26 protein-coding genes are annotated in these 25,364 nt (G+C 57.8%); 18 read left to right on the top strand and 8 right to left on the bottom strand.

Translation table 11 applies throughout. The annotated features are described in order from the left end of the window. Positions 1–8: 8 nt before the first annotated feature. The 9 genes from hpxU (at position 9) to uraH (ending at position 7,208) form a co-directional block, all read left to right on the top strand. On the top strand, positions 9–848 hold the full coding sequence (gene hpxU, locus OK409_RS10490; RefSeq protein ID WP_010255152.1) for a MurR/RpiR family transcriptional regulator HpxU: 840 nt from the start codon (positions 9–11) through the stop codon (positions 846–848). A gap of 192 nt (positions 849–1,040) precedes the next feature. Continuing rightward, entirely contained in the window at positions 1,041–1,826 is a 786-nt protein-coding gene (locus OK409_RS10485; protein WP_010255154.1) for a transporter substrate-binding domain-containing protein, read from the top strand. Positions 1,827–1,836: 10 nt separating this feature from the next. Further along, positions 1,837–2,505: an amino acid ABC transporter permease gene (locus tag OK409_RS10480; protein WP_010255155.1), complete on the top strand. Its 669-nt coding sequence runs from the start codon at positions 1,837–1,839 to the stop codon at positions 2,503–2,505. Beyond that, a complete protein-coding gene (locus OK409_RS10475) occupies positions 2,505–3,161 on the top strand; it encodes an amino acid ABC transporter permease (RefSeq protein ID WP_010255156.1) in 657 nt (218 codons plus the stop codon). Before OK409_RS10480 ends, OK409_RS10475 begins: the two co-directional genes overlap by 1 nt. Beyond that, on the top strand, positions 3,142–3,873 hold the full coding sequence (locus tag OK409_RS10470) for an amino acid ABC transporter ATP-binding protein (RefSeq protein WP_010671147.1): 732 nt from the start codon (positions 3,142–3,144) through the stop codon (positions 3,871–3,873). The genes OK409_RS10475 and OK409_RS10470 overlap by 20 nt, the downstream gene beginning before the upstream one ends. Before the next feature lie 20 nt (positions 3,874–3,893). Beyond that, positions 3,894–5,129: a pyridoxal-phosphate-dependent aminotransferase family protein gene (locus OK409_RS10465; protein WP_010671148.1), complete on the top strand. Its 1,236-nt coding sequence runs from the start codon at positions 3,894–3,896 to the stop codon at positions 5,127–5,129. Next, entirely contained in the window at positions 5,126–6,379 is a 1,254-nt protein-coding gene (hpxK, locus tag OK409_RS10460) for an allantoate amidohydrolase (RefSeq protein ID WP_010255158.1), read from the top strand. The genes OK409_RS10465 and hpxK overlap by 4 nt, the downstream gene beginning before the upstream one ends. Before the next feature lie 2 nt (positions 6,380–6,381). Further along, positions 6,382–6,876, top strand: a complete 495-nt coding sequence (gene uraD / locus OK409_RS10455) for a 2-oxo-4-hydroxy-4-carboxy-5-ureidoimidazoline decarboxylase (protein WP_264367037.1) — start codon at positions 6,382–6,384, stop codon at positions 6,874–6,876. Next, positions 6,873–7,208 carry a hydroxyisourate hydrolase gene (gene uraH / locus OK409_RS10450; RefSeq protein ID WP_010671151.1) on the top strand — a complete coding sequence of 112 codons (336 nt, stop codon included), beginning with the start codon at positions 6,873–6,875 and terminating at the stop codon, positions 7,206–7,208. Before uraD ends, uraH begins: the two co-directional genes overlap by 4 nt. 27 nt (positions 7,209–7,235) lie before the next feature. On the opposite strand, the gene OK409_RS10445 is transcribed toward uraH, so the two are convergent. Both OK409_RS10445 and OK409_RS10440 read right to left on the bottom strand, forming a co-directional pair. After that, complete coding sequence (locus OK409_RS10445) at positions 7,236–8,003, bottom strand: amidohydrolase (RefSeq protein ID WP_187507156.1); 768 nt, start codon at positions 8,001–8,003, stop codon at positions 7,236–7,238. After that, positions 7,991–9,151 carry a pyridoxal phosphate-dependent aminotransferase gene (locus tag OK409_RS10440; protein WP_264367036.1) on the bottom strand — a complete coding sequence of 387 codons (1,161 nt, stop codon included), beginning with the start codon at positions 9,149–9,151 and terminating at the stop codon, positions 7,991–7,993. The genes OK409_RS10445 and OK409_RS10440 overlap by 13 nt, the downstream gene beginning before the upstream one ends. A 411-nt stretch (positions 9,152–9,562) precedes the next feature. On the opposite strand from OK409_RS10440, the gene OK409_RS10435 reads away from it, so the two are divergent. The 5 genes from OK409_RS10435 to OK409_RS10415 all read left to right on the top strand — a co-directional run bounded on the left by OK409_RS10435 (position 9,563) and on the right by OK409_RS10415 (position 12,759). Next, positions 9,563–10,552, top strand: coding sequence for a colicin D domain-containing protein (locus OK409_RS10435; protein ID WP_022625183.1), 990 nt, complete (start codon positions 9,563–9,565; stop codon positions 10,550–10,552). Further along, positions 10,542–10,841 (top strand): colicin immunity domain-containing protein, encoded by a 300-nt coding sequence (locus tag OK409_RS10430; protein ID WP_022625182.1) that lies wholly within the window; start codon positions 10,542–10,544, stop codon positions 10,839–10,841. Before OK409_RS10435 ends, OK409_RS10430 begins: the two co-directional genes overlap by 11 nt. A gap of 79 nt (positions 10,842–10,920) precedes the next feature. After that, positions 10,921–11,535 carry a methylthioribulose 1-phosphate dehydratase gene (locus tag OK409_RS10425; protein WP_010671154.1) on the top strand — a complete coding sequence of 205 codons (615 nt, stop codon included), beginning with the start codon at positions 10,921–10,923 and terminating at the stop codon, positions 11,533–11,535. Next, positions 11,532–12,215 (top strand): acireductone synthase, encoded by a 684-nt coding sequence (gene mtnC, locus OK409_RS10420; RefSeq protein WP_158131977.1) that lies wholly within the window; start codon positions 11,532–11,534, stop codon positions 12,213–12,215. The genes OK409_RS10425 and mtnC overlap by 4 nt, the downstream gene beginning before the upstream one ends. Before the next feature lies 1 nt (position 12,216). Continuing rightward, the gene (locus OK409_RS10415) at positions 12,217–12,759 is read left to right on the top strand and encodes a 1,2-dihydroxy-3-keto-5-methylthiopentene dioxygenase (protein ID WP_264367035.1); all 543 of its coding nucleotides are present in this window, start codon (positions 12,217–12,219) and stop codon (positions 12,757–12,759) included. A gap of 56 nt (positions 12,760–12,815) precedes the next feature. Here the strand turns inward: OK409_RS10415 and mtnA are convergent, their stop codons facing one another. Beyond that, entirely contained in the window at positions 12,816–13,838 is a 1,023-nt protein-coding gene (mtnA, locus tag OK409_RS10410; RefSeq protein WP_256850103.1) for an S-methyl-5-thioribose-1-phosphate isomerase, read from the bottom strand. Positions 13,839–13,960: 122 nt separating this feature from the next. On the opposite strand from mtnA, the gene mtnK reads away from it, so the two are divergent. Beyond that, positions 13,961–15,160 (top strand): S-methyl-5-thioribose kinase, encoded by a 1,200-nt coding sequence (gene mtnK / locus OK409_RS10405; RefSeq protein WP_158149529.1) that lies wholly within the window; start codon positions 13,961–13,963, stop codon positions 15,158–15,160. 193 nt (positions 15,161–15,353) lie between these two features. Here mtnK and fadE read toward each other — a convergent pair whose 3' ends face one another. Further along, on the bottom strand, positions 15,354–17,804 hold the full coding sequence (gene fadE, locus OK409_RS10400) for an acyl-CoA dehydrogenase FadE (protein WP_010255176.1): 2,451 nt from the start codon (positions 17,802–17,804) through the stop codon (positions 15,354–15,356). A gap of 253 nt (positions 17,805–18,057) precedes the next feature. On the opposite strand from fadE, the gene lpcA reads away from it, so the two are divergent. Continuing rightward, positions 18,058–18,636, top strand: a complete 579-nt coding sequence (lpcA, locus tag OK409_RS10395; protein ID WP_010255178.1) for a D-sedoheptulose 7-phosphate isomerase — start codon at positions 18,058–18,060, stop codon at positions 18,634–18,636. Positions 18,637–18,687: 51 nt separating this feature from the next. Continuing rightward, positions 18,688–19,455, top strand: coding sequence for a class II glutamine amidotransferase (locus OK409_RS10390; protein WP_010255181.1), 768 nt, complete (start codon positions 18,688–18,690; stop codon positions 19,453–19,455). On the opposite strand, the gene dpaA is transcribed toward OK409_RS10390, so the two are convergent. After that, entirely contained in the window at positions 19,426–20,169 is a 744-nt protein-coding gene (dpaA, locus tag OK409_RS10385; protein WP_010255183.1) for a peptidoglycan meso-diaminopimelic acid protein amidase, read from the bottom strand. The two genes, OK409_RS10390 and dpaA, sit on opposite strands and share 30 nt — an antisense overlap. Positions 20,170–20,413: 244 nt before the next feature. Here dpaA and dinB point away from each other — a divergent pair, with 244 nt between their 5' ends. Next, positions 20,414–21,469 (top strand): DNA polymerase IV, encoded by a 1,056-nt coding sequence (gene dinB / locus OK409_RS10380; RefSeq protein ID WP_010255185.1) that lies wholly within the window; start codon positions 20,414–20,416, stop codon positions 21,467–21,469. A 54-nt stretch (positions 21,470–21,523) separates the two neighbouring features. Here dinB and OK409_RS10375 read toward each other — a convergent pair whose 3' ends face one another. Genes OK409_RS10375 through OK409_RS10365 form a run of 3 tightly spaced genes read right to left on the bottom strand, consistent with a single transcriptional unit; the run spans position 21,524 to position 25,120 of the window. Continuing rightward, positions 21,524–22,591, bottom strand: coding sequence for a sugar ABC transporter substrate-binding protein (locus tag OK409_RS10375; RefSeq protein ID WP_010255186.1), 1,068 nt, complete (start codon positions 22,589–22,591; stop codon positions 21,524–21,526). 25 nt (positions 22,592–22,616) lie between these two features. Then, on the bottom strand, positions 22,617–23,618 hold the full coding sequence (locus OK409_RS10370) for an ABC transporter permease (RefSeq protein WP_010671160.1): 1,002 nt from the start codon (positions 23,616–23,618) through the stop codon (positions 22,617–22,619). Next, complete coding sequence (locus tag OK409_RS10365; RefSeq protein ID WP_031292786.1) at positions 23,615–25,120, bottom strand: sugar ABC transporter ATP-binding protein; 1,506 nt, start codon at positions 25,118–25,120, stop codon at positions 23,615–23,617. Before OK409_RS10365 ends, OK409_RS10370 begins: the two co-directional genes overlap by 4 nt. Between the last annotated feature and the right edge of the window lie 244 nt (positions 25,121–25,364).

Below are 25,364 nucleotides of genomic sequence, written 5' to 3'. Positions count from 1 at the left end.
GACGGGTTATGAAACAGCTTGATGAACGACTCAGGAGTCACTATCCCCAGCTCTCTCCGCAGGAGCAGCGCATTGCCGACTTCGTGTTTGACCACTTCGATGACCTGATCAGCTACAACAGTGCCGAGCTGGCGCGGCTTAGTGGCGTGTCGAAAGCCACGGTCAGCCGGCTGTTTAAGCGTCTGGGCTATGAAAAATACAAGGATATGCGTGATGAGTTACGCATCCTGCGCCAGAGCGGCATGCCGCTGACTGATAATCGTGATGCGGTGCAGGGCAATACGCTGCTGGCGCGACACTACAAGCAGGAGATGGCTAACCTGACGCAGTGGGTGAACAGTCTGGATGCCCGGCACTTTAATGAGGTTATCCAGCAGCTGGCGCAGGCAAAACGCGTCTTTATCATCGGCATGCGCAACGCCTATCCGGTGGCACTGCATCTGCGACAGCAGCTGGTGCAGGCGCGTTCGCAGGTACATATCCTGCCGCAGCCGGGCCAGACGCTGGCTGAGGAGCTGGTGGATATTACGCCGGAGGATATGGTGGTCGTGATGGCCTTCCGTCGTCGTCCCCGCATCATTCGCCCGCTGATGCAGCAGTTGCAGGCTGCCGGTATCCCGCTGCTGGCGCTGTGTGAGCCGCAGGCGCAGACGGTGATTGCGCTGGCGCGCTGGCAGCTCTGTACGCCGCTGGACAGCGTTTCCGCCTTCGACAGTTATGGCTCCGCCATGAGTCTGGTTAACCTGATTGCCAATGCACTGCTACATGAAATGCTGGCACAGGGACGTCAGCGCATTCATCAGATCGCCGACCTTTATCAGCAGTTTGACGAGCTGGAGCACCGCTAAAAGGCACCGTTTTGGTGCTTTGCCCCATTTCAGAACAGACCTTCCCCCGGCGTAGTCGTCCCGATTACGCCAGATTTCAGCTGAATGCTTTGCCGCTTAACCCTTTTTCTGTGGCCGTCCGGGTTGGCACATTAGTTGCAGATTGCATTTCAAAGAATCTTTTGTTTCACGTTAATCTCACCGGGGTGCATAATGAAAAAAGTTTTGATGGCGGTTGCGACAGCGGCATTACTGATGGCACAAGCGGGAAGCGCGCTGGCCGATCAACTGCAGGACATCCAGAAACGCGGCGTCATTCGCATCGCCGTGCCGCAGGATTTCCCGCCGTTTGGCTCGGTTGGCACCGATCTGCAGCCGCAGGGGTATGACATCGACACGGCCAGATACCTGGCAAAGCAGATGAAACTTAAGTTGCAGCTGGTGCCGGTCAGCAGTGCCAACCGCGTGCCTTATCTGCAAACCGACAAGGTCGACCTGGTGATCTCCAGCATGGGTAAAAATGCCGAGCGGGAAAAAGTGATCGACTTCACCCGCGCCTATGCGCCGTTCTTCCTGGGCGTATTCGGGCCGAAAGGCGATGAAATCAAAGCGGCGTCTGCCCTGAGCGGCAAATCGATTGGCGTAACACGCGGTGCGGTAGAGGACATGGTCCTCAGTGACGTTGCGCCGAAAGATGCACAGGTGAAACGCTACGAAGATAACAACACTACCTTGTCTGCGTATCTCTCCGGTCAGGTGCAGTATGTGGCGACCGGCAACCTGGTGGTCGCCGCCATTGCCCGTCAGAATCCGGCTAAAGCGCCGGTGGCGCAGTTTATGCTGAAAGATTCTCCCTGCTATATCGGCCTGAAGAAAGATCAGCCGGCACTGAAAGCGAAAGTGAATGCGCTGATTGAGCAGGGCATCAAAGATGGCACCCTGAATAAACTGTCAGAAGAGTGGCTGAAAGCGCCGCTGCCCGCCAACCTCGGCGCCTGAGGAAAGATTCATGACCGGGCAACTTAACTTTCCCGCCCTGTGGCCCTACTGGCCGGAGCTGCTCTCCGGTCTTTGGGTCACCATTCAGCTGACGGTGCTGGCGACTACCGGTGGTGTGGCGCTCGGCATTGCGGGCGCGGCGCTGCGCAGTGGCAGACCCAGCTGGATGAGCCGCCTGTGGGGCATCTATGTCGAGCTGATCCGCAACACGCCGTTTGTGGTGCAACTGTTCTTTATCGTTTTCGGTCTGCCTGCGCTGGGGCTGAAACTCACTGCTGGCGAGGCGGCGCTGCTGGCGATGCTGATCAACCTCGGGGCATATAGCACCGAGATTATTCGTGCCGGAATACAGGTGACACCCAAAGGGCAGTGGGAAGCGGGACGGGTGCTGGGATTAACCCGCAGCCAGACGTTTTTGCGGGTGGTCTTGCCGCCCGCGCTGCAGCGCATTTATCCGGCGCTGGTGAGTCAGTGCATCATCGTGATGCTGGGTTCGTCGGTGGTGTCGCAGGTCTCCTACGAGGAGCTGACCTTCGCCGCCAACCTGATCCAGTCGCGCACCTTCTTAAGTTTTGAGGTCTATCTGGTGACCACGCTGATCTACCTGGCGTTGTCGATTGCAATGCGCCATCTGCTGCTGGCGATTGGCCGTAAATGGTTTGGAGTGCAGCCATCATGATGACGACCTTTACCGACTGGGACATCCTGCGCAACCTGCTGCTGGCGGCACGCTGGACCCTGTTGCTGTCGCTGGTGGCCTTTGTCGGCGGCACGCTGGTGACGCTGCCGCTGCTGTTTATGCGCCTGCTGCAACGCAAATGGTTAACGCGGCTGGTACGCGGTTACACCGCGCTGTTTCAGGGCACGCCGCTGCTGATGCAGCTGTTCCTGGCGTTTTTCGGCGTCGGCCTGTTCGGCATTGATGTTGCACCCTGGACGGCAGCCTCGCTGGCGCTGACCTTCTACACCAGCGCCTTTCTGGTCGATATCTGGTACGGCAGCATCCGCGCCCTGCCAAAAGGCCAGTGGGAAGCGTCGCGCTGTCTCGGCCTGACCTTTGGTCAGACGCTGTGGCGGGTCATTGCGCCGCAGGCGATCCGCATCGGTATTGCCCCGACGGTGGGGTTTGCTGTCCAGGTGATCAAGGGCACCGCGCTGGCGTCAATTATCGGGTTCATCGAGCTGACCAAGGCGGGCACCATTCTGAACAACGTGACCTATCAGCCGTTTAAAGTCTTTGGGCTGGTGGCGCTGGGCTACTTCCTGATGTGTTATCCGCTGTCTCGCTACAGCCAGTATCTGGAGAAAAAATTCAATGCCGCTCATCACCATTAATCAGGTGCAAAAATATTACGGCGACAACCATGTGTTGAAAGGCGTGGATCTGGATATCGACATGGGCGAGGTGATCTCAATCATCGGTCGCAGCGGATCGGGCAAAAGCACGCTGCTGCGCTGCATGAACGGGCTGGAAGGCTATCAGGAGGGCAGCATCAAGCTCGGCGGTATGACGATTACCGATCGCGACTCGCAGGCGCGCGAAATCAGCCGCTCGGTCGGGATGGTGTTTCAGAGCTTCAACCTGTTCCCGCACATGACGGCACTGGAGAACGTGATGCTGGCGCCGCGCCGGGTGCTGAAAAAAAGCGAGGCCGAGTGCCGGGCGCTGGCGGCGCAGATGCTGGAGAAGGTCGGGCTGGGCGAGCGTCTCAACTACTATCCTGCCAGCCTCTCCGGCGGTCAGCAGCAGCGCGTGGCGATCGCCCGTGCACTGGCGATGACGCCGAAAGTTTTACTCTGTGATGAGATCACCTCCGCGCTCGATCCCGAGCTGGTGGGCGAAGTGCTCAAAGTTCTGGAGCAGCTGGCGTCAGAAGGGATGACGCTGATCCTCGTCACGCATGAAATGAGCTTCGCCCGCGACGTGGGCGATCGTGTGGTCTTTATGCATCAGGGGCGCGTCTGGGAGCAGGGCGACAGTAAGACGCTGTTCGCTCAGCCGCAGTCACCGGAGCTGAAGCAGTTTATCTCTTCGGTTCGCCTCTGATTCTGAAAAAGGAAATTACGATGGATATCAATCACTACCCGCAACTTAACCCGCCACAGCGTCTGCTGATGGGGCCTGGACCGATCAATGCCGATCCACGTGTGCTGCGCGCCATGTCGAGTCAGCTGCTGGGGCAGTACGATCCCGCGATGACCCACTACATGAATGAAGTGATGGCGCTCTATCGCGGCGTGTTTCGCACAGAGAACCGCTGGACACTGCTGATTGACGGCACCTCCCGCGCCGGTATCGAATCGATTCTGCTGTCATCGATCCGGCCTGGCGACAAAGTGCTGGTACCGGTGTTTGGCCGCTTTGGTCATCTGCTGTGCGAAATTGCCCGCCGCTGTCGTGCGGAAGTGCACACCATTGAAGTGCCGTGGGGCGAAGTCTTTACTCCCGACCAGATCGAAGATGCGATCAAAAAAGTGCGGCCGCGCCTGCTGCTGACCGTACAGGGCGACACCTCAACCACCATGCTGCAGCCGCTTGAGCAACTGGGTGCGATCTGCAAACAGTATGGCGTGCTGTTCTACACCGATGCCACCGCGTCGCTGGCGGGTAACGCGCTGGAAACGGACGCCTGGGGGCTTGATGCCGTATCCGCGGGGATGCAGAAATGCCTGGGCGGTCCATCGGGTACCTCGCCGATCACGCTGAGCGCAGAGATGGAAGCGGTGATCCGCAAACGCAAATGCGTAGAGCAGGGGATCCGCACCGAGGCGCATCAGGATGGCGAAGAGGAGATGATCTACTCCAACTATTTTGATCTCGGCATGATCATGGATTACTGGGGGCCGGAGCGGCTCAACCACCATACCGAAGCGACCAGTGCGCTTTTTGGCGCGCGCGAGTGCGCCCGGCTGATCCTGCAGGAGGGGCTGGACAACGGCATCGCCCGCCACAAGCTGCACGGTGAAGCATTGCTGAAAGGCATTCAGGGGATGGGGCTGGAGACCTTCGGCGACCTGAAACACAAAATGAACAACGTGCTGGGCGTGATGATCCCGTCTGGCGTAAACGGCGATCAGGTGCGCAAGCTGATGCTGGAAGATTTCGGCATTGAGATTGGCACCTCGTTTGGCCCGCTGCATGGCAAGGTGTGGCGCATTGGCACCATGGGCTACAACGCGCGTAAAGATTGCGTGATGCAGACTCTCTCCGCGCTGGAAACGGTGCTGACCTATGTCGGCTATCGCACGCCGCAGGGTGCCGCGGCGCAGGCCGCCTGGGATCACTACGGGAGCCACGCATGATGATGAGCGCCAGCGAAGCCCAGGCCGCTGCACAGCGCGTTATGGCGCGCTGCGATGCGCTAGCGGCGATCAGCGAAACGGCCGAGGGGCTGACCCGCGTCTACCTCTCACCCGAACATCTGCGCGCCAACGCCTGTGTCGGTGAGTGGATGCAGGCGGCGGGGATGCAGGTGTGGCAGGATGAAGTCGGCAATATCTGTGGGCGCTACGAGGCGGCAGAAGCGGGTGCACCCGCGTTACTGCTTGGCTCGCATCTCGACACGGTGCGCAACGCCGGTCGCTACGACGGCATGCTGGGCGTGCTCAGCGCCATTGAAACCGTACAGTGGCTTAACGAACATCAGCGCCGCTTACCGCTGGCGATTGAAGTCATTGGCTTTGGTGACGAAGAGGGCACCCGTTTTGGCATTACGCTGCTCGGCAGTCGTGGCATTACCGGCAGCTGGCCGCAAAGCTGGGTGACGCATCCTGACGGCAACGGCATCACCGTGGCGCAGGCGATGGCGGATGTCGGTCTCGACAGCGACAGGATCGCATCTGCGGCGCGGCGGGTTGAGGATATCGTCGGTTATCTTGAGCTGCACATCGAGCAGGGCCCCTGCCTGGAGCAGGAGGATCTGGCGCTCGGTGTGGTCACGGCCATCAACGGTGCGCGCCGCCTCAACTGCCGTTTCACCGGTGAAGCGGGCCATGCGGGCACGGTGCCGATGACCCACCGCAAAGATGCGCTGGCTGCTGCTGCCGAGTGGATGGTGTTTATCGAGCAGACCACCCGTGAGCAGGACCCGCAACTGGTCGCCACCGTCGGTACGATAAACTGCGCGCCGGGGGCGGTCAATGTAATCCCTGGCGAGGTATCGCTGTCGCTGGACGTGCGCGGTCCGCTGGACAACCCGCTGGAGACACTGCTCTCCAGCCTGTTAACCCAGGCGGAGGCGATTGCGCTGCGGCGTGGACTCCGCTTTGAGTCGAACGAATATTATCGCATCGGTGCCACCGCCTGTGACTCCGCGCTGCAACAGGCGCTGAGTCATGCGGTGGAAACGGTGCAGGGGCGCAGCCTGTCACTGCCGAGCGGTGCGGGGCACGACGCCATCGCTATCGCTGAACGCTGGCCGGTCGGCATGCTATTTGTGCGTAACCATCGCGGTATCAGCCACCATCCGGCAGAGTCCGTGGCGGTGGCTGATGTGGCGCCCGCGCTGCAGGCTTATTTACAGGCGGTCTCGCTGATTGCTGAACGGAGCTGAACATGGAATTAGCCGCATTTAATCAGCTGTCGGCTGATGAGGCGCAGGCGGCCATCCGGCATTGTGTTGCCATTCCGCACTGGCAGCAGTCGCTGGTGGCGGCGCGGCCTTTTGACACCCTGGATGCGCTACGGGCAACCGCCGATGCGCTGGCCCGCCAGTGGCAGCGGCCTGAGCTGGAGGCCGCACTGTCGGCGCATCCCCGCATTGGCGAACGCGCGAACGGTGCGGATAAAGAAGCGGCACTTTCACGGGGAGAGCAGTCCGCCATGCAGCAGGCCGACAGCGCTTTGCAGCAGGCAATGCAGCAGGGGAATCAGGCGTATGAAACGCGTTTTGGCCGGGTGTTTCTGATTCGCGCCACAGGGCGCAGCGGCGAGCAGATGCTGGCAGAATTGCAGCGTCGGTTGCAGAATAGCGATCCTGCCGAGCAGCAGGAGGCGCTGGATCAGCTGCGTGAAATTACTCTGTTACGCCTGAAGGAGACGATTCAATGAGTACTGTTACCACCCATATTCTGGACACGGCGCTGGGCAAACCGGCCAGCGGTGTAGCGATTTCACTTGAGCAGAACAGCCCGGAAGGGTGGTTTCCGATTTCACAGGGTGAAACCGACAGTGACGGACGTCTGAAAGATCTCACGCCCGAGCCGCTGACGCCGGGCCACTACCGTTTAACGGCAGAAATCGGCGACTATTTTGCCGCCGCTGGTCGGGATGCACTCTACGTCAGCGCGCAGATCGATTTTATGATTGCCGAAGCGGGCAGCCATTTTCATCTGCCGTTTCTGATTTCGCCCTGGTCCTGGTCAACCTATCGCGGCAGTTAATGGGCGGGCTGACTGCCCGCCCGCCATTCACAGCGAAAAGCGATCCGCATCCTGCCAGGCCGGGAAGCGCTCGCGATAAGCATTCAGTGCGTCCAGCGACAGCTCTGCGTCCAGCCTGGCGCGCTGGTGCGGCTCAGCCGCGCTGAGGATCTCGCCCTGCGGTGAAATAATCTGGCTGTCGCCGCTGTATTGATGCTGATTGCCGTCACTGCCGACGCGGTTACAGCCTGCCACATAAGCCTGATTTTCAATTGCCCGCGCCAGCAGCAGCGCCTGCCAGTGCAGTGCACGCGGTGCAGGCCAGTTGGCGACATAGAGCGCCAGATCGTAATCGTTGCGGTTGCGCGAGAAGACCGGGAAACGCAGGTCGTAACAGATTTGCGGCAGGATGCGCCAGCCGCGCCACTCAAATACCTGACGCTGTTCGCCTGGCAGATAGTGGTGATGCTCGTCCGCCATGCGGAACAGGTGGCGCTTGTCATACTGATGCAGCGTGCCGTCCGGCTCCACCAGCAGGAAGCGATTTACCGCGCCGTGTTCGGTCTGAATCGCCGCGCTACCGCCGACCAGGGCATCGTTGCGACGGGCATGCTGATGCAGCCACTCCACCACCTGCGCCTGAGGCAGCGAGCTTTTCGCCGCTTCCATTGCAAAGCCGGTGGTAAACATCTCTGGCAGTAAAATCAGATCGCGCCCGGTGAGTCCATCCAGTTGCTCGTCAAAATGGCGCAGGTTGGCCTCGCCATCCATCCAGCTCAGCGTCTCCTGCAGTAACGTGATTTTTAAAGCTGACATAAGCGCTCCGCGGCGGCATCTAATGTCGCCGGCTGTTTGGCAAAACAGAGGCGGATCAGTTTATGAGGAAAGGCATCGGCGCAGAACACCGACAGAGGAATCGCGGCAACGCCCACTTCGCGGGTCAGCCACTGGCAGAAACTGACATCATCCAGATCGGAGATGGCGCTGTAATCGACCAGCAAAAAGTAGGTACCTTCGCAGGGAAGCACCTTAAAGCGGCTTCTGCTTAGCGCCGTTGCCAGCCGATCGCGGCGGTCACGATAAAACGCTGGCAGCTCAAGATAGTGCTCCGGATGCTCACGCAGCATATCGGCAATCGCCAGCTGCGCCGGCGTATTCACCGAGAAGGTCAGATACTGATGCACCTTGCGCAGTTCCGCGCTGATCGCGGCAGGGGCAATGCAGTAGCCCACTTTCCAGCCGGTCATATGGAAGGTCTTACCAAACGACGACACCGCGATAGCGCGCTGGCGCAGTTCGGGATGTGCCAGCACGCTGGCGTGGCCTGCCTGATCGAAGCAGATGTGCTCATAGACTTCGTCGCTCAGCACATAGACCGGTCGCGCAGCAATCGCCTGCCATAGCGCGGTGAAATCCTGCTGCTGCCAGACGGTGGCGGAAGGATTGTGCGGCGTATTCAGGATCACCAGCCGGGTTTTATCACTCAGCAGCGCAGCAAACGCCTGCCAGTCCACCCGGAAAGCGGGCGGCTGCAGCGTAATGCGTTTCATCACGCCGCCCGACAACTCTACCGCAGGCGCATAGCTGTCGTAGCTGGGATCAAAGCAGATCACTTCATCGCCTGGCCGCACCAGCGCGGTAATCGCCGCATAGAGCGCTTCGGTTGCGCCTGCCGTCACCGTAATCTCCGTTTCGACATCAGGCCGATAGTCATAAAGCCGCGCGGTTTTCTCTGCTATCGCCTCACGTAACGGCAGCGCACCCGTCATCGGCGCATACTGGTTCGCGCCCTGGCTGACATGATACGCCAGCCGCTGCTGCAGATAGGCCGGGCCGCTAAAATCAGGAAAGCCCTGAGAGAGATTGATAGCGTTATGCTGCTGCGCCAGCGCACTCATCTGGCTGAAAATGGTGGTGCCGAGCAAAGGGAGTTTACTCTCGGGGATCAGGTTGTGCTGCGTCATGATGTCAGGCCTTAAGCGCGAAGATTGATGCGGTGTCACCCGGTGTTTGTGCCACTATAAACAGGATGATAGTATTTGGCAATCAAGACGCTTAGATGGCTAAATGCGTCATGCTCCACACCTCAGCTTCGTTAGCTTCGTTTGCTTACCCCGGTCACTGACAAGTGTCAGCTCCCGGCGATAAGCGCTTGCCGCCTTGCTGACACAAGGATCATCTGGCAGGACCCGAAGAGTATGGTTCAGCAGTCGGGCACCAGACCCATAAAATTCTGACAACAACAGTACAGCCTGATGCTGGTCGCTCCGCTCCCCGTCTGCTGGTGTATCCACTACGGGGATATCAGGACTTCTTCGCCTGTTGTCAGAAATGCCTGATAATTGGGAACATAACGGCAGCGTAAAAGGGACATTATGCTTCATTACAGTCAGGCAAAGTCACTGGATGACATCTACCTTGAGGACATTCCCCACATTATCCACCCGGAAACGGCGGCACGAGATCTTGCAAATACCGCGTTGCAAAACCGCATCATCCAGGAGTGGAATTTGCCGCAGGGCTACACCCTTTTTGTCAGCCGGTATCACAAGTTCCACTGGCAGCGTCCCTGGATGGCATACCGTGACACGCTGGACGACATCAAATCCGGGGCACTCGTTCTGCTGAGACAAAATATCACCGGTTATGCCATCTCTGGCGTTCTGACGACATCTGGCGGCCTTCTCGATAACCTGCCTCTGTTACTTCGATCCCGGCTCAATCACCTCATATCCCGGCAACTGAAACGCCCGGTATATCACGTCCGTCCTGCTGCACCGGTGCAACACGCTCAGTCAGCAAAAACCATCAATAGCAAAGCCGCGGGCCGGCTATTGGCTGCTGGCGGAATTTATAACGGCAATATCGAGGGGTTCAGAAAGACCGCCGGACAGCTCGGCGGCGATGCTCCAGCCGGTTTCGAGCAGGTCATGGATAACAAAGGTCTGCTCATTACCGGCGCCTCTGTAGCGGCAGGTCTTGCAATGGGAAAGCTGGGAACGGTAAGCGAATTAGAAAAGCTGTCTGCGTTATCAAAAGTACCTAAGCCACCTCCATCAGAATTTGTTAATTTTGAAACCAGACAGCTACAGAAGAAATTCAAGCACGCTGTGGATTTCAACCTGTCGGGCACTCCCAATGCCGAAGGGTTGAAGTCATATGAGCAGGCACTCAAAGCGCATATAGATGATCCACTGACACAACAAATCGCCGGTAAATACCGATGGAATCAGGATGTTAACCACTACTACAATCCTGAAACTAAAATTGATGTAATGACTAAACCTGATGGTAATTTCATCTCTGGATGGAAGTTATCCGAAACTCAAATTTCCGATCTGAAAGGTGAAGGTAATGTCTACTGATCAAAGCGAAGCAGATATGTTAGCCCTAATCGATTCGTTTGTTTCAGGTGCTATGTCGGCGCCAGAGTTTGAGGAAAAATACCTGAACGCATGGCGTGAACACAGAGCTGCTGATACAGCGGATAAACAAAACAAAGATACACAACGTTATTTTGACTCGGTATTCTCAGCTGTTGATGCTTATTGCTCTAATCCTGACCTGATTGACGAAGATGACTTAGATGCTCAGGGTTTGTTCGATTACGTCGTGAATTTAAGAAAAACCTGGGAAGAGTCACTCCTGGCTTGATGGCCTGGGCGAACTGAACATCATATCCCTGACCGTTATCTGAGCCACCCGAGATCACATTTCACCGCAAGGAACTTTTATGTCGCAGAGTCTTCCATTAGATCAGCTGGTCGCCGCCTGTCACTGGATTGGCGAGAAAGGCTGGGCACCGGCCACCGGCGGAAATATGTCGGTGCGCCGCGATGAACATGTCTGCCTGCTGAGTGAATCGGGCAAAGATAAAGGCACGCTGACGCGGGATGACTTTATCGAGGTCGATATTGCTACCAGCCAGTCGCTCTCTGGCCGTAAGCCGTCGGCAGAAACCGGTCTGCACACGATGATCTATCGACTTTTTCCCGAGGCGGGCGCGGTGCTGCATACCCACACCGTGAATGCGACTGTTCTGTCGCGGGTGGAGCAGGGCGCGGCGCTGCTGCTGCACGGCTATGAGATGCAAAAATCGTTAAGTGGCCAGCACACCCATCTGGATACGCTGGCCATTCCTGTGTTCGACAACAGCCAGGACATTGCGGCGCTGGCGTCAGAAATTGAAGATTACGCCGCCCGCTTTCCGCTGCGTTACGGCTTTCTGCTGCGCGGCCACGGCTTAACCTGCTGGGGCCGGGATGTCAGCGAAGCACGCCGTCATCTGGAAGGTCTGGAATTTTTATTTGAATGTGAACGTCAACGTCGCCTGCTGGAGAGAGCATGATTCGCGCCATTGTTACTGATATCGAAGGCACCACCAGCGATATCCGTTTTGTACATAACATCCTGTTTCCCTACGCCCGCCAGCATCTGGCGAGTTTTTTGCGTGAAAATGCGCATCAGCCCGAGGTCGCCGCAGCGCTGCAGTCGGTACGTGAGGAGGCCGGTCAGCCGCAGGCCGACCTGAATGCGGTGACAGAGATTCTGCTGGGGTTTATGGACCAGGATCGCAAATCAACCGGCCTGAAGGCGCTGCAGGGCATGATCTGGCGCGATGGTTATGTTAACGGCAGTTTTACCGGCCATCTCTATCCTGACGTCCTGCCAGCACTAAGCCGCTGGAAGGCACAGGGCATTGAACTGTATGTATATTCCTCCGGCTCGGTTGCGGCGCAGAAATTGTTATTTGGCTACAGCGACGAAGGTGATATTACTGACCTCTTCAGCGGCTATTTTGATACGCACGTAGGTGCCAAACGCGAAGTCGCAGCCTATCGCGCTATCGCCGCTGAAATTGGTCAGCCAGCGGAGCAGCTGCTGTTTCTCTCCGATATTCATCAGGAACTGGATGCCGCCGCTGAGGCGGGCTGGCAGACGCTGCAACTACTGCGTGGCGATGCGGACGGCGAGAGCCGCCATCGTCAGGTGACAGATTTTTCCCAGATTAACCCGGAGTCGATTTAGGATGAGCGCACTGACTATTTTTACCGACCGCGAAGCCAGCCAGCCGGTGTGGCACAGCACCGACGCGGAAAAAATTTGTGAACGCCTGAGCACCAAAGGCGTCCGTTTTGAGCGCTGGGAAGCCGATCGCGACCTGGGTGAAAATCCGGATCCCGAAACGGTGATCAACGCCTATCAGCATGCGATCGATCGGCTGGTGGCAGAGAAGGGCTATCAGAGCTGGGATGTGATCAGCATGCGCGCCGATAATCCGCAGAAAACCGTGCTGCGCGAGAAGTTCCTCTCTGAACATACGCACGGCGAAGATGAGGTGCGTTTCTTTGTTGAGGGTGCCGGACTCTTCTGTCTGCACCTGGATGGCGAGATCCTGCAGATCCTCTGCGAAAAAAACGATCTGATCTCGGTACCTGCGGGAACACCACACTGGTTTGATATGGGATCGTCACCGCACTTCACGGCTATCCGTATTTTCGATAATCAGGAAGGCTGGGTAGCGAACTTTACCGGCGATAAGATTGCGGATGCCTATCCGCGTCTGGCGTAAACCGCCCGTCGTTTTCGCAAGGCGTTTGCCGCTCACGGTAAACGCCTTGCAGACCGTTATTGTGGCTGGAAAATGCCACCCTGAACCTGGTCAGGCGTGACTACCCCGGTGTCCAGTACCCAGCCGCTGATCAGGGTGGCGGGCGTGACATCAAACGCCGGGTTATAGACCTTCGCCGCTTCCGGCGCCCACTGCACGCTGCCAAAACTGCCGGCAACGCCCGTCACTTCACTGGCGGCGCGCTGCTCAATAGGAATCGCTGCGCCGTCCGGACAGCTGCGATCCAGCGTGGTATTTGGGGCCGCCACATAAAACGGAATCTGATGATAATGGGCCAGCACCGCCAGGCTGTAGGTGCCGATTTTATTCGCCACATCGCCGTTGGCGGCAATGCGGTCAGCGCCTACCCATACGGCATCGACCTCTCCACGGGCCATCAGGCTGGCGGCCATGGAATCGGTAATCAGGGTGTAAGGAATTGCCAGCTCGCCCAGCTCCCAGGCGGTTAACCGGCCGCCCTGTAACAGCGGACGGGTTTCATCAACCCAGACATTCTTAATCAGCCCCTGCTGATGGGCACGAACAATCACGCCAAGGGCGGTGCCCACACCGGCGGTGGCCAGTCCGCCGGTATTACAGTGGGTCAGCAGCTGGCTGCCGGGTTTCACCCGCGTACAACCCGCGTCAGCGATGGCGTCACACAGCTGCTTATCTTCCTGCACCAGCCGCCAGGCTTCCTCTGCCAGCGCGGGGGCAAAGTCCGGCTGCGTCAGCGCCAGTTTCATCCGGTCCAGATTGTTCATCAGATTGACAGCGGTAGGGCGGGCGGCGCGCAGGGTCTCCAGTGCCTGCGCCAGTTCAGCGCGCGTCTGCCCCTGTTCTGCCAGCAACGCCAGCAGCAGTGAGGCGGAAAGGCCGATCAGCGGCGCACCGCGCACCCGCAGCGCATGAATATGTTCAATCAGCTGGGGCACGCTGTGCGCGGGCAGCCAGTTCTTTTGCTGCGGCAGTGCCTGCTGATCCAGAATCCAGAGCTGATTGTCACGAACCTGTAAGCTGGTGGTTTGAAGTGTCTGCATTGTGGGTGAAATCCATGTTGCGTTAATGATGCCTATTGTGCCAACATGCTGAACGGATGTATAGACGTCTGAACGGCTTATTACACCCAGGTTATCCCCCTTCGATTGATGAGGAACAGGCAATGTCGCAATACCGTACCTTTACTGCTGCTGATGCTGTGGAATATGCCCGACAATTTGGCGGCGTGGACAATCCTGCCGCGCTGAGCAGCGCAGAAGAGATTGGTGATGGCAACCTCAACCTGGTGTTTAAAATTTATGACGATCAGGGCAACAGCCGGGTGGTGGTCAAGCAGGCGCTGCCCTATGTGCGCTGTGTGGGTGAGTCGTGGCCGCTGACGCTGGATCGGGCGCGGCTGGAAGCGCAGACCCTGGTCGAACACTACAAATATTGTCCGCAGCACACGGTGAAGATCACCCATTACGATGCGGAGCTGGCGGTGATGGTAATGGAAGATCTCTCCAGTCATCGCATCTGGCGCGGCGAGCTGGTGAAGGGCGCTTACTACCCGGAAGCGGCTCAGCAGTTAGGCGACTATCTGGCACAAACCCTGTTTCATACCTCCGATTTCATCCTGCATCCGCACCAGAAAAAAGCGGAAGTGGCGCGTTTTATTAATCCGGAAATGTGTGAAATCACCGAAGATCTTTTCTTTAACGATCCCTATACCGACCATGAGCGCAATAGCTATCCCGAAGCGCTTGAACCGTTGGTCGCCAGCCTGCGTAATGACGATGCACTGCGCATTGCGGTGGGCGGTCTCAAGCATCGTTTCTTTGCCCACGCTGAAGCGCTGCTGCATGGTGATATTCACAGCGGATCGATTTTCGTTGCTGATGGCAGCCTGAAAGCGATTGATGCGGAATTTGGTTATTTTGGCCCTATCGGTTTTGATGTCGGCACCGCCATCGGCAACCTGCTGATTAACTACTGTGGCCTGCCGGGTCTGCTGGCTCCGCGTGAGGCCGCCGATGCACGCGAACAGCGTCTCAGCGATGTGCACACCCTCTGGACCACCTTTGCCGCGGGCTTTCTGGCACTGGCGGCAGAGAAAACCCGCGATGAGGCACTGGCTTATCCAGGCTATGCAGAGGCGTTTCTGCGTAAAGTATGGGCCGATACCATCGGTTACTGCGGCACCGAACTGATTCGCCGCACGGTGGGGATGTCACACGTGGCGGATATGAAGCTGATTGCCGATCCGGCGATGCGTACCGACTGCATCCGTAATGCAATTAATCTGGGACGCACGCTGATTCTGGCGGCCGATCATGTAGAAGATGTGGATGCGCTGATTGCCCGCATCCGTCAGGCGGGATAAAAAAAGCCGACATAATATCGGCTTTCAGGTAAATCAAAGGCTGGCTGTAAGAGTGTGCCCGCGCCGGAAACAGGGTCAGATCGGAAAGTCGCTAAAGCCATCCCTGGCTCGCTCGGCCCGCGTCGTCCTGACGCGGGACGCTTTCCTCTTCTGACCCTGTTCCCTGCGCCGGTGATGCAGGCTAACGCTAAACCTATGCTGCCTCACTCGCCCGCGACGCAGCCTGAGGGGCTTTCTCTGGCACCGGCACTGCCAGCGCATCCGCCTCAAACTCATCGACGTTAATCGAACGCAGGCGGCTGGCCTCAGCACGCTGCAACACTTCAGCCTCTTTAGCATCAATCCAGCCCTGCTCCAGCGCGCGCTTCGCCAGCGCATCCAGCCGGGTAAAAGAGAGGTGCTGCTTCGTCTGTTTGCACAGCCTGTCATGGATCACTTCTGCCGCCATCACATCCTGCAACGCCTGTTCCAGCTGACCGGCAGGGTTGTGCTCGCTGGGCGTCAGGTACATGCCACGGCCCAGACGGCTGCGTGTAGCTGACGGCTGTTGCAGCAGTTTTGCCAGCTGATGGTCCAGACGGTCAGACGGAGCAGGGCAGTGATGACCGCCTGCAAAAATAGTCATCCGCAATGCGCCCGCGACCAGACGGTTCGGGAAGTTACGCAGCAGATCGTCCATCGCGACTTCCGCCTGATGTAACGCATCCTGCACGCCCCAGTGCACCAGCGGCAGATCGGCTTCGTTGCGGCCTTCATCGTCATAGCGTTTCAGCGTCGCCGAAGCGAGATAGAGCTGGCTCAGCACATCGCCCAGACGCGCCGAAATACGCTCACGACGTTTCAGGCTGCCGCCCAGCACCGCCATCGACACATCAGAGAGCAACGCCAGGTTGGCACTGATGCGGTTCAGATGCTGATAGTAACGACGGGTGCCATCGCGGGTCGGGGTGGCGCTGGTGCGTCCGGCGGTTAAGCCCAGCCACAGGCTGCGCATGGTGCTGCTGCCGACATGACCGATGTGGCTGAACAGCGCCTGATCAAACGCGTTAACATCGTTGCTGGCTGCTGCCGCCATCTCCTGCAGTACGTAAGGATGGCAGCGAATCGCACCCTGTCCGAAGATAATCATGCTGCGGGTCAGAATATTAGCGCCTTCCACCGTGATGGCGATGGGCGCACCCTGATAGGCGCGGGCCAGGAAGTTGCTGTTACCCAGCATAATGCCTTTACCGCCGGCAATATCCATGGCGTCGATAATGGCGCGCTGACCGCGATGGGTGCAGTGATATTTCACAATCGCCGACAGCACTGCCGGTTTTTCACCCTGCATAATACCGGCCGTAATCAGCGTGGCCGCCGCATCCATCACGTAGGCGTTACCGGCAATGCGCGCCAGCGGCTCTTCAATCCCTTCCATCTTACCGATTGAGACGCGGAACTGACGACGGATATGGGCATAGGCGCCTGTCGCCAGCGCCACACTTTTCAGGCTGCCGGTTGAGTTCGATGGCAGCGTAATGCCGCGACCCACAGACAGACACTCCACCAGCATCCGCCAGCCCTGACCGGCCATTTGTGGGCCGCCGATAATATAATCAATCGGCACAAAGATATTATTGCCGCGTGTCGGCCCGTTCTGGAACGGCACGTTAAGCGGGAAGTGGCGATGACCTATCTCCACGCCGGGCGTGTTGGTCGGGATCAGCGCACAGGTAATGCCAGGATTTTCGTTATCGCTGAGCAGATGATCCGGATCGGAGAGTTTAAATGCCAGCCCCAGCACGGTGGCGATCGGCGCCAGCGTAATATAACGCTTGTTCCAGGTCAGCCGCATGCCCAGCACCTGCTGACCCTGCCACTCGCCCATGCAGACCACGCCGGTATCGGGGATGGCTCCGGCATCTGAGCCCGCTTCCGGACTGGTCAGCGCAAAGCAGGGGATCTCATCGCCGCGTGCCAGCCGGGGTAAATAGTGATTTTTCTGCTCTTCAGTGCCGTAGTGTTGCAGCAGTTCGCCCGGACCTAATGAGTTAGGCACGCCTACGGTAATCGCCAGAATCCCGGAGACGCCCGACAGTTTTTGCAGCACGCAGGCCTGCGCATAGGCGGAGAAATCCAGTCCGCCATACTCTTTTTTGATAATCATCGCGAAGAAACGATGCTCTTTCAGATAGGCCCACAGTTCCGGCGGCATATCGGCCAGCTCATGGGTGATCTGGAAATCATTGGCCATGCGACATGCTTCTTCAACCGGACCATTGAGAAAAGCCTGCTCGTCGGCGGTCAGGCGCGGCTGCGGATAGTTGTGCAGCTTCTGCCAGTCTGGTTTGCCCTGAAACAGATCGCCTTCCCACCAGGTGGTGCCCGCATCGATCGCTTCTTTTTCGGTGCGTGACATCGGCGGCATCACCTGCTGGAAGCGCTGAAACATCGGCTTTGAAAACAGGCTGCGGCGCAGTGACGGCAGGTTGAACGGCAGCAGGATAATCGCCAGCGGCAACAGTAACCATGGCGTCCAGAGGTGAGCAAAAGCCATCGCAGCAGTCCACAGCAGCAGAATCGCGCTGCTGAGCCGCAACGACAGGCGGTGATAGAACAGGGCGCCAATCAGCGCCACCGTGGCAAGTATCGAGACAACCATCATAATGAACCGCTCCAAGTAGTAAGAGGTCTGACCTGTTATGTAGAGAGGTTTAGAGCAGTTGGGTTGATTTATCAATTTGTTTACATCGCAATTACAACCTGCCTCACAAAAACCGATTTCTGTCCATTTTTGCATCACCCGCTGCAGCGATAATCGCCGCCACTGCCTGGCCAGCCATGGCATGACGCTTTGCGCTGACCGGCCATTCCGTTAAACTTGCTGCGATTAACCTCTCCTAAAAAAGGACATCCCTATGTACCAGGACATTATCCGCTCTGAGCTTAATGAAGCTGCTGATACGCTGAATAAATTCCTCAGCGACGAGGCCAATATCCATGCGATCCAGCGTGCTGCGGTGCTGCTGGCTGACAGCTTTAAGGCGGGCGGCAAGGTGCTTTCCTGCGGTAACGGCGGTTCACATTGCGATGCGATGCATTTCGCTGAAGAGCTGACCGGCCGCTACCGCGAAAATCGTCCTGGCTATCCGGCGATTGCCATCTCTGATGTCAGCCATCTCTCCTGCGTCAGTAATGATTTTGGTTATGACTATGTCTTTTCACGCTATGTGGAAGCAGTTGGGCGTCCGGGCGATGTGCTGCTGGGCCTCTCAACTTCCGGTAACTCTGCCAATATCATTAAAGCAATTGAAGCTGCCCGTGCGCAGGGGATGAAAGTGATCACCCTGACCGGTAAAGATGGCGGTAAGATGGCAGGCAGTGCCGACATTGAAATCCGGGTGCCACACTTTGGTTATGCCGATCGCATCCAGGAGATCCACATTAAAGTGATCCATATCCTGATGCTGCTGATCGAAAAAGAGATGGTGAAGTAACTGCGCTGGCCTCCCGCCTGACGGGAGGCCGCTTACTCTAAGGCGGTGGCTATGTGCGAATTGCTCGGGATGAGCGCCAATGTTCCCACGGATATCTGTTTCAGCTTTACCGGTCTGGTTCAGCGTGGCGGTGGAACCGGGCCTCACAAAGATGGCTGGGGCATTACCTTCTACGAAGATAAAGGTTGTCGTACGTTTAAAGATCCGCTGCCGAGCTTTAACTCGCCGATTGCGCGTCTGGTGCAGGAGTATCCGATCAAATCGCATTCGGTGGTGGCGCACATCCGCCAGGCGAATCGCGGGCAGGTGTCGCTGGAAAATACCCACCCGTTTACCCGTGAGTTGTGGGGCCGTAACTGGACCTATGCGCACAACGGGCAGCTCAGGGGCTATCGGCAGCTGGAGACCGGCACATTCCGGCCAGTAGGCGAAACGGACAGCGAGAAGGCGTTCTGCTGGATCCTGCATCAGCTGGCGACGCGCTATCCACGTACGCCAGGCAACTGGCCTGCGGTATTCCGTTTTATCGGGGAGCTTGCCGGCACGTTGCGGCAGAAGGGCGTGTTTAACATGCTGCTGTCAGACGGCCGTTATCTGATGGCCTTTTGCTCCACCAATCTTTACTGGATCACCCGCCGCGCACCCTTTGGCCGGGCGCAGTTACTGGATCAGGATGTGGAGGTCGATTTTCAGCAGCACACCACGCCGCATGACGTGGTGACGGTGATTGCTACGCAGCCACTGACGGCCAATGAAACCTGGCAGCGGATCGTGCCAGGTGAATGGGCGTTATTCTGCCTTGGAGAGCGCCAGGAATGAACGTGAAGCCGCTTCGGGACTGGCTAAAACCGGTGCCGGGCTGCTGTTCATCACATATTTACCGCTGGCGACATTAACCATCGGCGGCTGATGATATTTAGCAAAGTAAGCGTATCCCGGCTGCAGCTGCTGCCAGAAACTGGCATAGGTGGAGTAGCGGTGACGCTGCATATTGCTGTCGGTCATGCGGAATGGATAGATGCTGATGCTGATATCCTGCTGGCCGTTACGCAGTGCGGCATTCACATAGGTAAAAATCTCATCCATATAGGCGTTAGTCATGGCATAGCAGCCAATCGACTTACAGTCGCCATGAATCATCAGGTAATTGCCGCTGTAGCCCTGATTACGATCGTACTGATTCGGAAAGCCGATGTTGATCGCGCGATAAAACCGGCTATCCGGCTTCAGCTGATTCAGCTTCACGTTGTAAAAACCTTCCGGGCTTTTGAAATCGCCTTCACGGCGTTTCGGGCCGAGGCCGCCAGAAAAGTTACAGATGCGGTAGGTGTCCAGCAGGCGGTATTCGTTACCGATTTTGCCGTAGAGTTCGAGCGTGCGTTCTTCCTTGAAGATCTGGATATAGACCGGGGTGCCGAGTAACTGCTTCTTTAATTCTTTGCTGACCGGTGCCGTTGAGACGGGTTCGGGTGTCATTGCCATGCTGAGGGCTGGCAGTAAAATCATCGCAAACAGGAGTGCGATTTTGCCCATGCTGTGTGTACCTTGAGGTGAAGAGAACATGACGCAAAATGTGCGTCTCTGTTTGCATTATCGGAACTGTCCGCTACCGCAGCGCAACATTAAACATTGTCTGTTTTTTTAGCAAGACGGCGTCAGCCAAATTCGCGATTTACTGAAGGATATTCGGCCAGAAATTTGTAAACTTTAATCGTCAGCGCGACAAATATTGCAGTTACCCCTGCCAACTGTATACTTATCCAGTGCCGGAGGGGGTATGCGTAAAATCATTCATGTCGATATGGACTGCTTCTATGCCGCGGTGGAGATGCGTGATAATCCCCAGCTGCGCGACATCCCGATCGCCATTGGTGGCAGCCGCGAACGTCGCGGCGTGATCAGCACCGCCAACTATCCGGCGCGCAAATTTGGCGTGCGCAGCGCGATGCCAACCGGCATGGCCCTCAAGTTATGCCCGCATCTGCGTCTGCTGCCAGGACGCTTCGATGCCTATAAAGAAGCCTCCGCGCAGATCCGCGACATCTTTACCCGCTATACGCCGCTGATTGAACCGCTCTCCCTTGATGAAGCTTACCTGGATGTCACCGACAGCCCCCACTGTCACGGCTCTGCCACACTGATGGCGCAGGCGATCCGCGCCACCATCTACCGTGAAACCGGGCTTACCGCCTCAGCGGGCATCGCCCCGATTAAATTTCTGGCGAAGATCGCCTCTGACCTCAATAAGCCGGACGGCCAGTTCGTGATTACCCCGCCGGAGATGTCCGGTTTTCTGCTGACTCTGCCGCTGGCGAAGATCCCTGGCGTCGGCAAGGTCTCGGCCAAAAAGCTGGAAGAGATGGGGCTGGTGACCTGTGGCGACGTGCAGAAGGCGGACTTAGCGCTGCTGTTAAAGCGCTTTGGTAAGTTTGGCCGGGTGCTGTGGGAGCGCAGCAATGGCATTGATGACCGCAGCGTGATCGTTGAGCGCGAGCGTAAATCGCTGGGGGTTGAACGGACGCTGGCGGAAGATATCAGCGACTGGGATGCCTGCCTGGAAATTATCGATTTTCTCTACGCCGAACTGGAACGCCGGCTGACGCAGATCCGACCTGACAAGCAGGTGGCGCGACAGGGCGTCAAACTGAAGTTCAGTGATTTTCAGCAGACGACCCAGGAGCATATCTGGCCGGTGCTGAATAAAGAGGACATGATTGCCATCGCCCGTAAAACCTGGGATGAGCGTCGTGCCGGGCGCGGCGTGCGGCTGGTGGGATTACATGTGACGATGGTGGATCCCCAACTGGAGCGTCAGCTGCTGCTGGGTCTGTAACCGTAACCGTAACCGTCAGCGTCAGCCTCACCGACCGGCAAGGCTGACATCCGATTACTTCTTATATTTCGCCGCCAGGGTCGCAAACCACGGGGCAACGAAATCCTCATTGCTGCCCCAGCCCGGAATGATCTTGTTCAGTGACGCGACGTTCACCGCGCCAGGCTGGCTGTTAAGCTGCTGCTGAGAGATCGATGCCGCTTTAAACTGATAAGTCGCTGGCGTCTCTTCACCGGCAATTTTCTTCGCCACCAGACGCATATTCACCGCGCCAATAGTTTTAGGATCCACCGCTACCGTCTGCACCCACGGGCTGTTTTTCTCGCGCATCAGCTGCAAATCCTGGTTCGAAACATCAATGCTGTAGAGTTTGATCTCGGTACGGCCATTCTCCTGCAGCGCTTTGTAAGCGCCCTGGCTGAAGGCGTCCCAGGCACCCCAGATGGCGTCGATTTTGCCTTTCGGGTATTTCGCCAGAATCGCGCCAATTTTATTGGCGGTGTCGCCCTGAACGTCAGTTGAAACCGCACCAATCGACTCAAGCTGATGAATGCCCGGATTCTCTTTCAGCAGTTTTTCATACACCACCTGACGGCGTTCCATCGGCGGGAAACCGGCAACCCATAGCTTGACGATGTTCGCCTTGCCGTTGAAATCATGGATGAGCTGGCCCAGCGACAACTGCGCCAGTGAAGCGTCATCCTGCGCGGTGACGGTGACGCCCGGGATCGGGCTATCCACCGGCGTATCAAACACCGACAGCTTAATGCCTGCATCGGCAATGCGCTTCACCAGTCCGCTGGCGTAGGGCGCTTTACCGTGCGACAGCACGATGCCGTCATATTTCTGGCTGATCGCCTGATTCACGAAATCCTGGAAGCGCGCATCGTCGCCGTTGCTGAGAAAGGTGCTGACCTTGAAGCCAAGCTGGCGACCCTGCTGAATGGCACCGGCAACAAACTGGGTGGTGTTGTCATCGGAGCCGAGATTGCGGATCACCGCAATACGGATCGGGCCATCATGACTGGCGATAGCCGCAGGCACCGGCGTGACGGTATCCGCGAAGGCGGCGCTGGCGTTCAGCAGGCTCAGGGCCAGCAGCGAGAGTGTTATTTTTTGCATTGTTATCAACTCCGGTAAACGCGCCTCAGCGGCGCTGGATATAGGTGATCGCCAGTGCTAAAGCCAGCACCAGCCCTTTAATAATGTCCATGGCGTAGTAGGGAACAGAGAGCATCACCAGACCGTTCTGCAGCACGCCGAGGATCACCGCACCGACCAGCGTGCCCAGCGCATTCGGCTTGCCGGAGCCCGCCAGTGAGAAGCCAATCCACGCCGCCGCGACCGCGTCCATCAGGTAGCCGCTACCGGCGTTCACCTGCGAGGAGCCGATACGCGAGGCGAGCAGAATGCCGCCCAGACCGGCCAGCAGTGAGGCGATCACATAAGCCAGCACCCGATAGCGGGTGGTGCGGATGCCGGAGAGGCGCGCCGCTTCCGGATTGCCGCCCAGCGCATACATCCGGCGACCATGTTTAGTCAGTGAGAGCGCCAGCTGCGCGGCGACGGTGACGACCAGCATGATGATGACGATGGTGGGCACCTGGCCGAGCAGGCCAAACGCCGCCGGAATGGTGCCTTCCGCCATATCACCGCTCGGCAGCACCATGTTCTCGGTGATCGATCCGCCAAAGCTGTAGGTCATCGCCACCCCCTGAATCACAAACAGTGTCGCCAGCGTTGCCAGCATGTCGGGGATGCGCAGGATCACAATCAGAAAGGCGTTAAACAGCCCGACCAGGGTGCAGAGCGCCAGGGTGAGCAGGATGGCGGTGGTAGTGCCGAAGCCGTACCAGACAAACAGAGAAATCACCAGCGCATTGGCCAGCGAGGCGGTCGATCCGACCGACAGATCAAAGCCGCCAACGGTCAGCGAGATCGAGACGCCGATCGCAATCACCGTGACAATGGCAATTGAGCGCAGAATATTGATGATGTTGTTGGGTTCAAGGAAGCTGTCGGAGGCGAGACCAAAGGCGGCGATCAGGATCACCACCGTGAGCAACATGCCCCATTTATAGAGAAAGTCGAACAACTGGTGACGCCACGGCGAGGCTGTCAGATTCAGGCTGGTTTCTTTGCTGCTCACGCAGGGGTTCCTCCGGTGGAATAGAGCAAAAGCGTCTCTTCGGTGACGTCGCGTGCAGCCAGCTCGGCCACAATGCGTCCATCCCAGAGCACGCAAATCCGGTCGCATAAACCGACCAGTTCAGAAAACTCTCCCGACGCGTAAATGATGCCTTTCCCCTCGCGCGCCAGGTTATCGATCAGGGTGAAGAGTTCGGTTTTGGCTTTGATATCGACGCCTTTCGTCGGCTCATCGAAAATCAGCACGTCGGCGTTGTTGCGCAGCCATTTGCCTATCGCCACTTTCTGCTGATTGCCGCCGGAGAGACGGCGCAGCGTCTGTGCCGGACCGGTGGTGCGCACCTGCAACTGCTGGATAACCTGCTCCGCCCAGCGCCACGCCTGGCGATGGCCAAACAGGCTCCAGCGCGAAAAGCTGTCGTCTGCGCTGACGCTGAGGTTCATTGCCACCGACTCATCAATAAAGATCCCCTCTTTGCGCCGCTCCTCCGGCACCAGCGCCATGCGGCGACTGACGGAGTCATGCGGCGAACGGGGCTGCCACGGCTGGCCATGCAGTTCACCGCGACTGACGCGGCTTTTGCTGGCACCAAACAGCGCCTTACAGAGTTCGGTTTTACCGGCACCGGCCAGGCCTGCAATGCCCAGAATTTCCCCTTTGTGCAATCGTAGCGAGATATCCTGCAGCAGTTGCTCATCATGAAGACCGTCAATCGCCAGCAGCAGCGGCTGAGTCTGCTGCGCACGACGGGCCGGGAAGATATCGGTGAGCTGATGCCCCAGCATCTTCTCCACGATCTGCTCACCGCTCAGTGCCGCCATCGGGCCGGTTTCGATCAACCGGCCATCACGCAGCACCGTCAGCTGGTCACAGATTGCTTTCAGTTCATGAATGCGGTGAGAGATAAACACCACGCCGATGCCGCTGGCCTGCAGGCGACGCACCACAGCAAACAGCCGCTCACTTTCATGCTGATCCAGCGGGGCAGTGGGTTCATCCAGAATCAGAAAGCGGCAGTGGTGCGACAGCGCGCGCGCCAGCAGAATTTGCTGCTTTTCAGCCAGAGTGCAGCGCTCCACCAGCCGGTTGACGTCCAGCGCCACGTCGAGCTGAGCCAGCAGCGCCCGCGCCTGACGCCGAACCTCGCCCCAGCGATAGCGGTGGCCAGGCTCTGCCAGCCGATCCAGCAGAATGTTTTCCGCGACGCTGAGCTGCGGCACCAGCGCCACGTCCACTTCCTGCTGAACCAGATGGATACCCAGCCGTTTCGCATCACGCGGCGTACGGATGGAGACCGGCTCACCATCCAGCAGGATCTCGCCGCTGTAGTGGCTGTGCGCACCGGAAAGGATCGCCATCAGCGTTGACTTGCCCGCGCCGTTAGCGCCGGTCAGTGCATGTACTGAATGGCCGTCACTGCGGAAATCCACCGACGATAGCGCGGCAAACCCGCCAAAAGCGATGGAGATGTTACGCATCTCAAGGCAGTTTAACCCTGGCATGTCATTACTCTCCTGAAGAATCACTGGCCGCATTTTTTCCTGAACCTTCAGGCGCGGCAACAGCCGAAAGCGCATAAGCTAGCACGAAATCTTATTAGCCATCCAGACATCTGGACATAATGGCGGCTGTGACCAGCGAAGCGCGGGAAAGCGGCGGAATAGCGGGGTAAAGGGCGGAAAAGGCAGCGAATTATGCTGGGGGAAAGTCACAGGCATAAAAAAACCAGGCCGGAGCCTGGTTTAC

The organism is Pantoea sp. RG18, from assembly GCF_025910075.1.
GTDB lineage: Bacteria > Pseudomonadota > Gammaproteobacteria > Enterobacterales > Enterobacteriaceae > Pantoea > Pantoea agglomerans.
Note: the sequence above shows the minus strand (reverse complement) of the source record. Positions and strands in the feature narration are given on the sequence as shown.

Excerpts from the sequence above, each read along its gene's own strand:
- OK409_RS10435 (WP_022625183.1), top strand. The coding sequence starts at position 9,563 with ATGCTTCATTACAGTCAGGCAAAGTCACTGGATGACATCTACCTTGAG.
- OK409_RS10375 (WP_010255186.1), bottom strand. The coding sequence starts at position 22,591 with ATGCAAAAAATAACACTCTCGCTGCTGGCCCTGAGCCTGCTGAACGCC.
- mtnK (WP_158149529.1), top strand. The coding sequence starts at position 13,961 with ATGTCGCAATACCGTACCTTTACTGCTGCTGATGCTGTGGAATATGCC.
- OK409_RS10475 (WP_010255156.1), top strand. The coding sequence starts at position 2,505 with ATGACGACCTTTACCGACTGGGACATCCTGCGCAACCTGCTGCTGGCG.
- lpcA (WP_010255178.1), top strand. The coding sequence starts at position 18,058 with ATGTACCAGGACATTATCCGCTCTGAGCTTAATGAAGCTGCTGATACG.
- OK409_RS10480 (WP_010255155.1), top strand. The coding sequence starts at position 1,837 with ATGACCGGGCAACTTAACTTTCCCGCCCTGTGGCCCTACTGGCCGGAG.
- dpaA (WP_010255183.1), bottom strand. The coding sequence starts at position 20,169 with ATGGGCAAAATCGCACTCCTGTTTGCGATGATTTTACTGCCAGCCCTC.
- OK409_RS10445 (WP_187507156.1), bottom strand. The coding sequence starts at position 8,003 with ATGTCAGCTTTAAAAATCACGTTACTGCAGGAGACGCTGAGCTGGATG.
- OK409_RS10440 (WP_264367036.1), bottom strand. The coding sequence starts at position 9,151 with ATGACGCAGCACAACCTGATCCCCGAGAGTAAACTCCCTTTGCTCGGC.
- hpxK (WP_010255158.1), top strand. The coding sequence starts at position 5,126 with ATGATGATGAGCGCCAGCGAAGCCCAGGCCGCTGCACAGCGCGTTATG.
- OK409_RS10485 (WP_010255154.1), top strand. The coding sequence starts at position 1,041 with ATGAAAAAAGTTTTGATGGCGGTTGCGACAGCGGCATTACTGATGGCA.
- OK409_RS10470 (WP_010671147.1), top strand. The coding sequence starts at position 3,142 with ATGCCGCTCATCACCATTAATCAGGTGCAAAAATATTACGGCGACAAC.
- OK409_RS10430 (WP_022625182.1), top strand. The coding sequence starts at position 10,542 with ATGTCTACTGATCAAAGCGAAGCAGATATGTTAGCCCTAATCGATTCG.
- OK409_RS10425 (WP_010671154.1), top strand. The coding sequence starts at position 10,921 with ATGTCGCAGAGTCTTCCATTAGATCAGCTGGTCGCCGCCTGTCACTGG.
- OK409_RS10365 (WP_031292786.1), bottom strand. The coding sequence starts at position 25,120 with ATGCCAGGGTTAAACTGCCTTGAGATGCGTAACATCTCCATCGCTTTT.
- fadE (WP_010255176.1), bottom strand. The coding sequence starts at position 17,804 with ATGATGGTTGTCTCGATACTTGCCACGGTGGCGCTGATTGGCGCCCTG.
- uraD (WP_264367037.1), top strand. The coding sequence starts at position 6,382 with ATGGAATTAGCCGCATTTAATCAGCTGTCGGCTGATGAGGCGCAGGCG.
- mtnC (WP_158131977.1), top strand. The coding sequence starts at position 11,532 with ATGATTCGCGCCATTGTTACTGATATCGAAGGCACCACCAGCGATATC.
- OK409_RS10390 (WP_010255181.1), top strand. The coding sequence starts at position 18,688 with ATGTGCGAATTGCTCGGGATGAGCGCCAATGTTCCCACGGATATCTGT.
- OK409_RS10465 (WP_010671148.1), top strand. The coding sequence starts at position 3,894 with ATGGATATCAATCACTACCCGCAACTTAACCCGCCACAGCGTCTGCTG.
- dinB (WP_010255185.1), top strand. The coding sequence starts at position 20,414 with ATGCGTAAAATCATTCATGTCGATATGGACTGCTTCTATGCCGCGGTG.
- mtnA (WP_256850103.1), bottom strand. The coding sequence starts at position 13,838 with ATGCAGACACTTCAAACCACCAGCTTACAGGTTCGTGACAATCAGCTC.
- OK409_RS10415 (WP_264367035.1), top strand. The coding sequence starts at position 12,217 with ATGAGCGCACTGACTATTTTTACCGACCGCGAAGCCAGCCAGCCGGTG.
- hpxU (WP_010255152.1), top strand. The coding sequence starts at position 9 with ATGAAACAGCTTGATGAACGACTCAGGAGTCACTATCCCCAGCTCTCT.
- uraH (WP_010671151.1), top strand. The coding sequence starts at position 6,873 with ATGAGTACTGTTACCACCCATATTCTGGACACGGCGCTGGGCAAACCG.